General features: G+C 69.8%; 11 protein-coding genes. 5 read left to right on the forward strand and 6 right to left on the reverse strand.

The annotated features are described in order from the left end of the window. Positions 1-150: 150 nt before the first annotated feature. Entirely contained in the window at positions 151-1206 is a 1056-nt protein-coding gene (locus HUA75_RS33005) for a zinc-binding dehydrogenase (RefSeq protein WP_141643427.1), read from the reverse strand. Between the two features lie 352 nt (positions 1207-1558). Here HUA75_RS33005 and HUA75_RS33010 point away from each other — a divergent pair, with 352 nt between their 5' ends. Together HUA75_RS33010 and HUA75_RS33015 are read left to right on the forward strand one after the other, a co-directional pair. Further along, positions 1559-2185, forward strand: a complete 627-nt coding sequence (locus tag HUA75_RS33010; protein WP_174488630.1) for a phenylalanine--tRNA ligase beta subunit-related protein — start codon at positions 1559-1561, stop codon at positions 2183-2185. Between the two features lie 68 nt (positions 2186-2253). Beyond that, positions 2254-3288 carry a phosphotransferase gene (locus HUA75_RS33015; protein WP_174488631.1) on the forward strand — a complete coding sequence of 345 codons (1035 nt, stop codon included), beginning with the start codon at positions 2254-2256 and terminating at the stop codon, positions 3286-3288. Between the two features lie 27 nt (positions 3289-3315). Here HUA75_RS33015 and HUA75_RS33020 read toward each other — a convergent pair whose 3' ends face one another. Continuing rightward, positions 3316-4329 (reverse strand): NAD(P)-dependent alcohol dehydrogenase, encoded by a 1014-nt coding sequence (locus HUA75_RS33020; RefSeq protein WP_254627868.1) that lies wholly within the window; start codon positions 4327-4329, stop codon positions 3316-3318. Positions 4330-4461: 132 nt separating this feature from the next. Between HUA75_RS33020 and HUA75_RS33025 the strand changes: the two genes are divergently transcribed. Continuing rightward, positions 4462-5418, forward strand: a complete 957-nt coding sequence (locus HUA75_RS33025) for a LysR family transcriptional regulator (protein WP_174465266.1) — start codon at positions 4462-4464, stop codon at positions 5416-5418. On the opposite strand, the gene HUA75_RS33030 is transcribed toward HUA75_RS33025, so the two are convergent. From HUA75_RS33030 to HUA75_RS33040, 3 genes are all read right to left on the reverse strand, one after another. Then, positions 5415-7757 (reverse strand): M12 family metallopeptidase, encoded by a 2343-nt coding sequence (locus tag HUA75_RS33030; RefSeq protein ID WP_174488633.1) that lies wholly within the window; start codon positions 7755-7757, stop codon positions 5415-5417. The two genes, HUA75_RS33025 and HUA75_RS33030, sit on opposite strands and share 4 nt — an antisense overlap. Positions 7758-8031: 274 nt before the next feature. Next, positions 8032-8517: a gluconokinase gene (locus tag HUA75_RS33035; RefSeq protein WP_174488634.1), complete on the reverse strand. Its 486-nt coding sequence runs from the start codon at positions 8515-8517 to the stop codon at positions 8032-8034. A 363-nt stretch (positions 8518-8880) separates the two neighbouring features. Further along, on the reverse strand, positions 8881-9861 hold the full coding sequence (locus HUA75_RS33040) for a hypothetical protein (protein WP_141643434.1): 981 nt from the start codon (positions 9859-9861) through the stop codon (positions 8881-8883). Between the two features lie 281 nt (positions 9862-10142). Here HUA75_RS33040 and HUA75_RS33045 point away from each other — a divergent pair, with 281 nt between their 5' ends. Together HUA75_RS33045 and HUA75_RS33050 are read left to right on the forward strand one after the other, a co-directional pair. After that, complete coding sequence (locus tag HUA75_RS33045) at positions 10143-11213, forward strand: DNA ligase (protein ID WP_174488635.1); 1071 nt, start codon at positions 10143-10145, stop codon at positions 11211-11213. Between the two features lie 191 nt (positions 11214-11404). Further along, positions 11405-11833, forward strand: a complete 429-nt coding sequence (locus HUA75_RS33050; RefSeq protein WP_141643436.1) for a PilZ domain-containing protein — start codon at positions 11405-11407, stop codon at positions 11831-11833. Between the two features lie 27 nt (positions 11834-11860). On the opposite strand, the gene HUA75_RS33055 is transcribed toward HUA75_RS33050, so the two are convergent. Continuing rightward, the coding region (locus HUA75_RS33055) for a transposase (RefSeq protein WP_174488636.1) at positions 11861-12105 on the reverse strand (245 nt) is incomplete at its 5' end.

The raw sequence follows: 12105 nt of genomic DNA on the forward strand, positions 1-12105 counted from the left end.
CCAGGGGGGCGTTCGCCCTGGAGCCGGGAGGGAGACCTACATGGACCCGTCAGCCCCCCAGGCGCCATTCCGCCGTGAGCGGATCCGCTCGGCTACCGGGAGCCGGATACACCGTCCTGGGTGCCCGGCCGCCTGGTCCCCTGCCGTGCCTCAGGGCGTGATGACGAGGCGGATGGGATTGCCTTCCTTCTTCACCAGCCGCTCCACGCCCTTCGCCACGTCCTCCAGCGGCATCGTCGCCGTCACGGAGCGCGAGACGTCCAGACGCTTGGTGCTCACCAGCGTCACGAGCTGGTCCAGGTGCTTTTTCTCGTAGCCCAGGTGTCCGACCAGCGCCTGGGAGCGCAGGCCGAAGTTGACCCCGGCGCCCAACTGGATGGGCTCCGGCGACAGGCCCACCATCACCGCGCGCCCGTAGCGCCCGAGGCTCAACGCCGCCTGCGCCAGCACCGAGTTCGCGCCCACCAGGTCCACCGCCACATCCAACCCCAGCCCATTCGTGTGCTGGAGAATCTGCGCACGCACGTCCGGAGAGCGCGGGTCCAACGCCACGTCCGCGCCGAACTCCAGCGCGCGGTTGCGCGCGGCCTCGTTCGTGTCGAACGCGATGATGGGCGTCGCCCCCATCATCCGGGCAATCTGCACCGCGTGGACGCCAAGCCCACCGATGCCCCACAGGCCCACCGACTGCGCGGGCCGCAACTTCGCGCTCTCCACCAGTCCCGCGTACGGCGTGGCCACCGCGTCCGCGAGGATGGCCGCCTGTTCGAAGGGCAGGTGGTCCGGAATCGAGGACAGCACGAAGTACGGCACCACGACGTACTCGGCCCACGCGCCGTCGTAGTGGAAGCCCATGATTTGAAAGTCGAGGCACTCCTGCGGCTGGCCATTGGAGCACTTCGGGCAGCGACCGCAGGGCTTGCCACCGGCCATCGCGACGCGCTGCCCCTCCTTCCAGCGCGGCACGCCCACGCCCACCTCGTCGATGACACCCGAGGACTCATGGCCCGGTGTCACCACGGGCAGCGGAGAGCGGAGCGAGCCGTCGAGCAGATGCGCATCCGACAAGCAGATGCCGCACGCCTTCACTCGCACCCGCACCTCGCCCGGACGCGGCTGGGGCACGGGGACCTCCGTCACCGTCAACGTCCGCGTGGCCGTATCGAAGCGCGCCGCCCGCATCGTCCGCTGGTTCGCGTCTGCCATCGATTGCTCCTCCTGGCCGCGCATCGTGGAACACGAGCGGGCACCCAAGCTCGGAAGGCGCGACCGTAGCACGCACCCTCGGGGCTGCTCGCGGACTCGAAGCGAGCCTTTCACTCTGGCGCGAGGACGACACTTCCACCGCACCGGTTCGGCTCCGAGCGGTCTGGAACGACTCGCACCGCGAAACTGGCACCGCGCCAGTCCGCTTCCCCATGGGCGTCGCGACACGGAAGGCTCGCGAACTCGCGCCCGTTCCCGTGCAACGCCTCGCCCTGTGGCGTAGGCGGCATCACGGCCGTTTGCGCGCACCACCGCCAGCACGGGCGCGCCGTGTGGCGTAGAGTGCCCGGCCGTGCTGACCGTCGAACCGCATCCGTCCCTGGACACCCTCGCCTTCACCACCACGTTCCCCGCACCGCTGGGCTCGCTGCCCTCGCCGGAGTGGCTGGTGGCGTTGCTGAAATCGGATGCGGCCGCGCCACTCTCCAGCGACGACGCCGTGCGAGGCGCCGTGCGCGACATGCTCCGCCACCGCGGCTACAAGCCCACAGGCCGCGGCAAGCCCGCCTCCGAGTACCTGGTGCGCGCCGCGACGGAAGGCACGCTCGGCTCCATCAACACCGCCGTGGACCTCTGCAACGCCGTGTCCCTGCACAGCGGCCTGCCCATCAGCGTCGTCGACCTGGACCGGGCCACCGCGCCCTTCCGCGTGGGCATCGCCCCCGAGGGCTCCCAGTACGTCTTCAATGCCTCCGGCCAGAGCATCGACCTGGCGGGCCTGCTGTGCCTCTTCGACGCCGAGGGCCCCTGCGCCAATGCCGTGAAGGACGCCCAGCGCACCAAGACGAACGCCGACACCCGCCGCACCCTCACAGTCCTCTGGGGCGCCAGGGGCCTGGGTGACCGCACCGCGCGCGCCTTCACGTGGTACCGCGAACTGTTGGAACGCGCGGGAGCCACCGTGGAGCGGCTCCCCTGAGCGCCCTGGACCTGGAGCAACTGCTCGCCGACGGCGCACGCTCCCTCTCCGCCGCCTGGGGACGACCCGTGCTCCTGGCCGAGCCCCAGGTCCTCCGCACCGAGTCCCGCTGCCATGTCGTGCGCGCCCGCGTGCGCGGCGGCGATGTGCCCACCGTCATCCTCAAGCACTTCCACGCGGACCCCGTGCTCGGCCTGGACGAGTGGGCGGGGCTGGAGCTGCTCGGCCGCCACAACCTCACCACCGCCCCGGGCCTCATCGCGGGCGACATCCACTCCCGCCTCCTCGTCCTCCAGGACCTGGGCACCGGCCCCAGCCTGGAAGACCTCTTCAACTCAGTGGACGCAAGCGCCGCCACCGGAGGACTGCTCGCCGTGGCCCGACTCACGGGCCAGCTCCACGCGCGCACCCGGGGCCTGCAAGGTGACTTCGACCTGCTCCGCCACGCGCTGAACCCACGCCCCCTGCGCGTGCGCATCGACAACGCGCGCTATCTGGTGGAGCACGCGGACCGGCTGCATCGCTGGACGAACGCCGTCGGCACCACCGTGGCCGCCGGCACCCAGGAGGACGTGGAGCAACTGGCGCGTGAGCTGGCCGAGCCCGGCCCCTTCCTCGCGCTCACCCACGGTGACATGGCCCCGGGCAACACCCTCTTCACCACCAGCGGCCCGCGCCTGCTCGACTTCGAGTACTGCGGCATGCGCCACGCGCTGTACGACGCGCTCATGTGGCTCATCGTGGTGCCGCTGCCCGACGAGCTCGTCACTCGCGCGGACCTCACCTATCGCATCACCCTGGCCCCCGTCTGCGAGGCGGCCCAGACGGACGCCACGTACACCCACGCGCGCGCCCTGGTCGCCACGGCGCGCACGGTGAACATGTTCCAGTGGCTGTCGCCCAAGGCGCTGGAGCGAGACAGGGATTGGGCACCGGGCTACTCCGAGCGCGCCGCCCTGCTGCGCCACCTCGCGCGCTCCCGCGTCCTGCGCGAGCCCACGAGCCTGGTCCCCGCCCTCTCACGCACCCTCGCCGCCCTGGAGGAACGACTCGTGGAGCGCTGGGCGGGAACCCCTTCCTTCACCTGGCCCGCGTTCCGGTAGCGCGCCGGAGGACGCTCGCCTTCGCGCTCACTCGCGGACGCGCACCACCACCTTGCCGAAGGGCCCCCGGTCCAGGTGCTCGAGCGCCTTCGGGAACTCGCGCAGCGCATACGTCGCGTCGACGACCGGCTCCAGGCGCAGCGCGTCCACCGCGCGCACGAAGTTCTCCAGGCCGCGTCGGTTCCCCACCAGCACGCCCTGGATGACGCCCTGGGTCTGGAACAACGGCACCACCGGGAAGCGCATGTCGAAGCCGTCCAGCACGCCGATGAGCGTGACGCGTCCACCGGGCGCCAGCGCGCTGACCGAGCGCGCCAGGTTGTCGCCGCCCACCATCTCCAGGATGTGGTCCGCGCCGCGCCCGCCCATCAGCTCCACCACCGCCTTCTCCCAGTCCGGCGTCTGGCGCCGGTGGATGCCGTGGGCCGCGCCCAGCTTCTTCGCGCGCGCAAGCTTCTCCTCATCCCCCGACGTGACGATGACCCGCGCTCCCAGCGCCGAGGCGAGCTGCACGGCGAACAGCGACACGCCGCCCGTGCCCTGGGTCACCACCGTCTGCCCGGGCCGCACCCCGCCCAGCTCCACGAGCGCCGTCCACGCGGTGAGCCCCGCGCACGGCAGCGTGCTGGCGCGCACGTCATCCAGTGTCCGGGGCGCGGCGACAAGCCAGCTCTCCGGCATCGCCACATACTCGGACAACACCCCCGGCAGACTCCCTCCCAGGCTGCGCACCGAGCCATTCACGCGCGGCACGGGTCCATCCACCCAGTCCGCGTTGAACGCGGCGAGCACCCGCTCCCCCACCTTGAACCGGGTGACACCGCCACCCGTGGCCACCACCTCGCCGACCATGTCGGAGGTGGGCACGAAGGGCCACGGCACATCCGAATAGCCAGCCCCGTCGAGGAACAACTTCTCGCGGTAGTTCAGCGACACCGCGGAGACTCGGACCAGGGCCTCGCCCGCGGCCGGCGTGGGAATCGCCACGCTCGCCAGCTCCAGGTTCGCGCGGCCAGGCCGCCGCAGCTCCCACCGCTTCATCACGCCATCCATCGTTTCGCTCCGTTGCCGTGCCATCGAGAGGCGTGGGGGATATACGGACGCGAAGACGTCGCCAGTGACGAGACTTCGGCGCCTCACTGGGGACAGGAATTCACCAATGGGAACCACACCGTGACGGACCGACTCAGTGGAGTGCTCACCTTCGTCCAGGCCGCCGAGGCTGGTGGCTTCGCGCTCGCGGCCGAGCGGCTGGGCCTGTCCCGCTCCGCCGTCGGAAAGAGCATCGCCCGGCTGGAGGAGCGACTGGGCACCCGCCTGTTCCAGCGCACCACGCGCAGGCAGAGCCTCACCGAGGACGGACAGGTCTTCTACGAGCGCTGTGTCCGCGCGCTGGCGGAGCTGGAAGCGGCGGAGGCCGCGCTGGACTCCGGCCGCCGCGCACCCACGGGCCGCCTGCGCGTGGCCGCGTCCGTGCTGTTCGGTCGGCACTGCGCCGCGCCCCTGCTCTGGGAGCTGACGCGCCAGCATCCAGGCCTCGAGCTGGAGCTGTGCTTCAGCGACCGCGTGGTGGACCTCATCGAGGAGGGCTTCGACCTGGCCATCCGCGTCGCGCCCCTCGCGGACCACGCGGGCCTCACCGCGCGCAGACTCGGCGCGCAGATGATGGTGGTCTGCGCCTCGCCTCGCTACGTCGCCCGGCATGGCCGACCGAAGACGCTCGCGGACCTCGCGAACCACGAGGCCATCAATTACGGGCGACAGGGCATCAGCAAGCCCTGGCGTTTTCCGGACGGCCAGGGCGGAGAGCGGGTCATCCCCGTCCAGGGCAGCCTGCGCTTCGATGACCTGGAGGCCATCGCCGATGCCGCCGTCCAGGGCGCCGGGCTCGCGTGGCTTCCGTGCTGGCTCGTCGCCGAGCGGGTGCACAAGGGCGAGCTCGTGACGCTGCTGGAGACGGAGGGCCGCCACGGCAATGAAATCTTCGCCGTGTGGCCCCAGAACAAGCACCTGCCGTCGAAGGTGCGCGCGGCCATCGACATCCTGGTCGCGCGCATCCCCGAGCGGCTGTCCTCCGGGGAGAACCAGTCCAAGGGGGCACGGAGAAAGCCCCTGCGCCGGAAGGCCTAGAGTCCCTCGCCGAAGCGGTCTCCCGTCTCCACCGAGTCCGTCTGCTCCGACGGCGCCTGGGACCAGAGCTGCTCGCCCACGCGCGACAGGCCCGTGACACCCGCGCTGTACAGCACCTGCACCGCGCCCGAGTCGGTCGCGCTCCCCACGTCCTCGTACGGCACGCCCACCGCCAGGTCCACGAAGCCATCCCCGTCATAGTCCCCCGAGGACAGCCGGGAGCCGAACGCATCCTGGAGCTCCGCGCCCTCCTCCACGGTGGAGCCCACTTGAGACCAGCGCTGCTCACGCGCAGTGGATAGCCCACCCGGCGCGCCGTGCAACACGTGCACGATACCCGCGCCGACGACAGCCCCCACGCTCTCCGAGGCCACGCCGATGGCGAGGTCCACATGGCCATCTCCATCGAAGTCCTCGGCCACCAGCGCGGAGCCCAGGGCATCACCTTGCTCGGCCACGTCCGAGATACCGGCCGAATCCTGGCTCCAGGCGAGGGCCCCCGTGGACTGGAGCCCCGCGCTTCCGCCGCGCAGCACCGTCACCGCGCCCGCCCCCGCCATGAAGCCCACCGTCTGACCCGGAGCCGCGATGGCCAGCTCACTCCGACCATCGCCATTGAAGTCCCCCGCCGCCAGCGCGGCACCGAAGAGCACCCCCTCGCTCGCCACACCGGGCACCCCGTCGCTTCCCGGAGTCCACAATTGGTTGCCCGTGCTCGTCAGGCCATCAATGGAGCCGGACAGCACGTTCACCGCGCCCACGTTCGCGACGGTGCCCACGTCCTCGGAGGGCACACCCACGGCCAGCTCGTCGAAGCCGTCTCCGTTGAAGTCACCCGCGGCCAGCGCGGAGCCGAAGCGGTCTCCCGTCTCCGTGACTTCGAGCACGTGCGCCGCCGCCTGACTCCAGCTCTGCGCGCCCGTTCCGGTGAGCCCGGAGACGGAGCCGAACAACACCGTCACCAGCCCGGAGTCGAGCGCCGATGAGCCATAGTCCTCGGCGGGAACACCCACGGCCAGGTCGTCATACCCGTCGCCATTGAAGTCCCCCACCGCCAGCACGGCGCCGAAGCCGTCGAACGCCTCGGCGCTGTCGGGCACGCTCGCGCTGTTCTGGTGCAGCACCTTGTCCGTGGACAAGTCCACGCCCTGCGCCGACCCCAGGAAGACGTGGACCGAACCCGCATCGACAATCCCATTCACGTCGTCCTCGGGCACGCCGACGGCCACGTCCGCGAAGCAGTCGCCATTGAAATCACCCACCGCCACCGCGGCGCCGAAGTGGTCGGCGAAACCCGCCGTGTCCTCCACGCCCGACACGTCGCGATGCAACCACAGGCCCGCGGTCCCCAGCCCCGTCACCGAGCCCAGCACGACGCTCACCGCCCCCTGGTCCAACCCCAGGCCCACGTCCTCGTCCGGCGCGCCGACGACGAGGTCCGCGTAGCCATCTCCATTCACGTCCGAGTGGCGCCCGTAGCCATGCAGGCGCTTCACGGCGCAGGCGTCGGCCAGAGTCGGCGCGGTGCGGTTCGCGGTGAAGAACGAGCCGTCCAACCGGGTGATGGTCGGCGAGTCATTCGCGGAGAAGGCCTCCGGCGCGTAGTGCATCAGGGAGTCCAACCCATAGGGCCCCAGGTTGCGTCCGGCCGCGCCCTCCTGCGCGAAGGTCTCGAAGGCGTGGGCATACCCTGCCTCGATGTTCTCGAAGTGGATGACGACGTTCCTGTCCCGGTCCGTGCGCGCCTGCTCGTGCCACAGTCCCAGCGTGTGCCCCACCTCGTGGAGCGTGCTCCCCGTGGTGCAGCCCGGCGCGAGCGTCACGAACTGCTGCCCTCCGATGCGACCGACGTGTGACGAGCAGCCCGTGCCCGGCCGGAAGGTGACGTAGTCCGACTGGGTCGTGCGTGGCACGAACCGGATGGGAGTGAGGGCCTCCCACTGAGCCAGGGCCGCCGTGACGCGCCCGATGTTCGGCAAGGCCGCGTCCACCGTGTAGGGCACCACGCCGCCCGGCCAGCGCGTCATCGCGCGCGTGGACACCGCGCCCTGCGCCTCCACCGATAGCGCGGAGAGTTCTCTGGCCGGGACCTCGGGCGGCAGGAGGATGTCCCCCTGGAAGACACGCTCGCCGTCGATGCGCTCGTAGGCGAGCGCTCGCGGTCCTCCGGCGACCTGGAAGTTCGCTCGGCGCACTTCACCCGTGCGACCCGGGAAGGCTCGCTCCTGCCGGATGACCTCGCTCGAAGCATCGGCGTCGACCTCGCCGCCACAACCACTCGCGCTCCCGACGAGCACGCCCAGCACCACACCCGCCCAGCCACGTGAAACATGTTTCATCCCCGGAAGTCTCGACATCGGAATGTATCCCCCAGAAGTCGGGCACGGCGCCCCGCGAGATGCGGGACGGCGCTCTTGCAACCCGATATGCATCTGCATCCGGATGATTATTTAGAGGAGCGGTCTGACATGCCGCGTTCCACGCCGACTTCGGTTCCGGGCGCAAGAGCCCGGGCCGAGCACGGGCGAAGCCGGGAACTTATCTATTGGACCGATGTCACATGGCAAAGACAGACGGACCCCGAGTCGTGGCCCGCACGGGGCCCTTCCAAGCTCAGAGCTTCAGGGCCTCGCGGATGCGAGCCACCACCTCCGGAGGGGGCGGCGAGACATCCACCTCCAGCGCCTGCGTGGGCACCTCCAGCGTGGCGAGCTGGCTGTCCAGCAACGACGGCGGCATGAAGTGCCCATGCCGCTTCGCGAGCCGGCCCGCCAGCACCTCGCGCGGAGCATTCAGGTACACCCACCGCGTACGCGCGGGGTCCACTTCCAGTTGGTCCCGGTAGGCGCGCTTGAGGGCGGACGAGGCGAGCACCAGGTCCTCGTCACGCTCCATGGCCGCCTGGAGCTGGCCGCGCACCACGGCGAGCCAGGGCGCTCGGTCCTCGTCCGTCAGGGGGACTCCGGCCGCCATCTTCGCCACGTTGGACCGGGGGTGCAGGTCATCCGCGTCCAGGAAGCGCCAGCCCAGGCTCCGCGCCAGGGCCTGCCCCACCGTCGTCTTCCCCGCGCCCGACACTCCCATGATGATGACGACCATCCGGTGCGGCCTCCTCGAATCGTGGACCTCCAGACAGGTTGCGACGCCTCCCGACAGAGCGCCACTCCCATCCTCGGCAAGTGCCCACCGCACCACGATGGCTTGAAGAGTCGCAACCGTATGAGCCGCCTTGGTGCTCGCGCTTGAGGACGTGGACGCACAGCCCCGGGAGTGATGCGCCGGGACTCGGCCCTCCGCTTGATGCGCGAGCCGCCGCGGCCCTGGCGTCGAGCATGGACGGGACACCGGTGGAGGCCCCACGACACAGGCGCCCCGAAGTGACGCCTCGGAGCGACGCTCGCGGATGGCGTACGCTCTCGTGGCGACGCGAAAGGGTTGCTGGCGGACCGTTGGCGAAGAGCGTCAGCGCGTGAGCACGTCAAGCATCAGGGACCAGGCCCCCTGCTCCCATGCCGTCAACGGCAGCGAGGTGCAGAGGTACAGAGCGAAGAGGTCGCTCATCCTCCCGGCGCGCAAGAGCGTCCGGACCAAGGCAGTGGTCACTCTGTTCGTGAGGCCGAACTCCGTCATCAACTCCCCTGCACGATGATTGGCGAGCATCTTCCGGGCCCGTGCGAGCAGATGACCCCAGAGATAGCGGTGCGAGCCGCTCGTGACGTTGGCGAGCGACTCCCGGCACATGTCCGACCTCGAGCCCCGGACCGCCACCTTCAAGCTCATGCTCTTGGGCTCGTCCGAATACCACGGACGGTTTTCCCACTTCACATGGGCCTCGAAGAGCATCCCCGACACTTCAATGAGGAACTTCACGTTCAGCCCCGGGAACCCGGTGCTGCTCCAGAAGGCGAAGGGGTCTCCTTCGTTGTAGTCCCTGAACGTCGGCCACTGGTCCTGCCCCGTGATGTCATTCTCGATGGAGTCGGTGGTGATGCTCGGCGGGCTGGAGTAGCCGGAGAACGACGGGGGGCCTCCAGAGAACGACGGGTAGCCTCCGGAGAACGACGGGGGACCTCCAGAGAACGACGGGGGACCTCCAGAGAACGACGGAGGGCCTCCGGAGAACGACGGGTAGCCCCCGGAGAACGACGGGTAGCCCCCGGAGAACGACGGGTAGCCCCCGGAGAACGACGAGGAGCCTCCGGAGAACGACGGGAAGGAGAAGGGAGAGGACTGGCTCTTCGCCCAGACACAACACGGGGGCGGAGAACGGCTATAGCAACCGGTACAGATGAAGACATGGCAGGAGGGGCACGTCTTCGGCTTGTGCGTCATGCAGTAGTAGCGCGTGCAGAAGACACACTGGGCCGACGGATTCACCGGTGCCATGTACGGGCATTTGGACGAGCCGCAGTTAACCACCGTGGGCGGCGAGGGTTTGTACATGCGGGCAGTCCTCCATGACGCGCGATTGGAGGAACCACCAGCAAACCACATACCAATGACTGGGATTGCTCGGTGCGGAGTGGCGACTGTCTGGGAATGCCCCCTGTTCGCGCCACTCCGCGTCCCATGAGGACGCGGGCGCGTCTGGGAGGAACACGACGTGGGCCGAGACAGGTTGTCCGAGCACGCCCCCCGAGGCTCCGCACGCCTTGGGGATGTCAGACCTTGGGGGTACTCTTCCCTTCATCGCCGCGAAGGACGCGGCACGGAGGGGTCGGCACTTGGCGGAAATCGCGGACGGCGAGCAGGTGGAAGTCCAGGGCTCGGGTTCCAAGCCCTACATCCTCAAGAACACGGGAGGCGTCTACTCGTGCTCCTGCCCCGCGTGGCGCAACCAGTCCATCGCCATCGAGCGACGCACCTGCAAGCACCTGCGCCGCGTGCGCGGTGACGCCGCCGAGGACGCCCGCACCGGTGGCACCTCCACGCCTCCCGTCAAGGCCACGCGCGCGAAGGCCCCCGCCGGCGATGCCGAGGGCGAGGCGGACGACGAGAAGGCCCCGCCGCTGTTGCTCGCCCACCCGTGGGAGAACGACGTGGACCTCACGGACTGGTGGATGAGCGAGAAGCTCGACGGCGTGCGCGCGTACTGGGACGGCAAGCGCTTCTGGTCGCGCCTGGGCAACGAGTTCTTCGCGCCGGACTGGTTCACCGCGGGGCTGCCGGACTTCCCGCTGGACGGAGAGCTGTTCGGTGGGCGCAAGCGCTTCCAGCGCACGGTGAGCGTGGTGCGCCGGCAGGACAAGAGCAAGGACTGGAAGGAGCTGCTCTTCGTCGTGTTCGACGCGCCGAGCTTCGACGCCGCGTTCGAGCAGCGGCTGGAGCACTGTCGCAAGTGGCTGGATGACGCGAAGCCCGCGTATGCGCAGTGGCATTCGCACGAGCGCTGTCAGGGGACTCCGCATCTGCGCTCGGAGCTGGAGCGCGTGGAGGGCCTGGGCGGCGAGGGGCTGATGCTGCGCAAGCCGGGCTCCCGCTATGAAGTCGGTCGCTCGCACACGCTGCTGAAGGTGAAGAGCTTCAAGGACGACGAGGCCGTCGTCATTGGCCACGTCGCGGGCGCGGGCCGCCACAAGGGCCGGCTGGGCGCGCTGGAGGTGGAGCTGCGCAACGGCAAGCGCTTCAGTGTGGGCACCGGCCTGTCGGACGCCGAGCGCGAAGCACCTCCGGCCATCGGCACGCTCATCACCTTCCGCTACCAGGAGCTGTCCAACGACGGCGTGCCGCGCTTCCCGTCGTACATCGGCGTGCGCATCGACGCGGCGCCGTTCAAGGGGAAGGCGAAGGGCTGAAGACGGGCACACCCACCCGTGCGGGGCAGCCGTCCCGCCGGGTCTGTGCGCCAGCCATCATCGCAAGCACCTGGACCCGCGTGGCGCGCTGGGGGCCGTCGGCACGTGGACGTCCGCACGGTTTATAGAGCAACGGGAGAGCCCTCCGCCCCCGCGGAGTCAGTACCTCCTGGTGTCTGCTCGAGGCGACCATGCACTGCGCGCTCTGCCTGTCGGAACACTCCGCGGACTCCCTGTGCACGCCCCAGCCCCGGGCACGACACGGCGCCTCGCTGCTCGGTGAATCCCTGCCCCATGGAGACAAGGCCGCCGAGCCCTGGTCCTGGGACGTGTGGATTCGCCATCCCGAGGGCGTGGACGTCCACGGCCTGGAGCTGGGCAAGGGCGGCCTCTTCCTGAGCTGCTCGGAGCCCTTCCCTCCTCTCTTCACCCGGCTGGAGCTGACGCTGCGGCTGGCCGGCGAGGAGTTCGCCTGTGAGGGCGAAGTGGTGCGGCACGTCGACTCCGCGCATGCCCGCACCTGGGGCGTCTCAGCGGGCATCGGCGTGCAGTTGCTGCCCCCCTCACCCCGGCTGCGGGACTTCCTCTCGCAGACAAGGCAGTTCCAAAGCACAGGCTAAACCAGAGTTCGTGATTCTCGAACGGCCTCAGACGGCACGCCTGAGGTCGGCTCGGCGCAGGGATGGACTGGCAGAGCGTTGGGCGTTGCGAGCAGCGAGGTAGGCATGCACCCGCACCATGAGCCGGGCCATGGTTCGGCAGCGGTGATTGCGGGTGACATTGGCGTGCAGGTCCAGCCATACCCGCTCGATGCGGTTGCCCTCGGGGCAGTAAGGCGGAAGGAAGTGGAGCACGATGCGCCCGCCGAGTTGCGCGAGGGCACGGCGAGTCT

It is taken from the genome of Myxococcus sp. CA040A (assembly GCF_013336725.1).
GTDB classification, from domain to species: domain Bacteria; phylum Myxococcota; class Myxococcia; order Myxococcales; family Myxococcaceae; genus Myxococcus; species Myxococcus llanfairpwllgwyngyllgogerychwyrndrobwllllantysiliogogogochensis.

Bases quoted from the DNA above. Each gene is read 5' to 3' on its own strand.
- HUA75_RS33040 (WP_141643434.1), bottom strand. From the start codon at position 9,861: ATGTACAAACCCTCGCCGCCCACGGTGGTTAACTGCGGCTCGTCCAAA.
- HUA75_RS33005 (WP_141643427.1), bottom strand. From the start codon at position 1,206: ATGGCAGACGCGAACCAGCGGACGATGCGGGCGGCGCGCTTCGATACG.
- HUA75_RS33030 (WP_174488633.1), bottom strand. From the start codon at position 7,757: ATGAAACATGTTTCACGTGGCTGGGCGGGTGTGGTGCTGGGCGTGCTC.
- HUA75_RS33035 (WP_174488634.1), bottom strand. From the start codon at position 8,517: ATGGTCGTCATCATCATGGGAGTGTCGGGCGCGGGGAAGACGACGGTG.
- HUA75_RS33020 (WP_254627868.1), bottom strand. From the start codon at position 4,329: ATGAAGCGGTGGGAGCTGCGGCGGCCTGGCCGCGCGAACCTGGAGCTG.
- HUA75_RS33050 (WP_141643436.1), top strand. From the start codon at position 11,405: ATGCACTGCGCGCTCTGCCTGTCGGAACACTCCGCGGACTCCCTGTGC.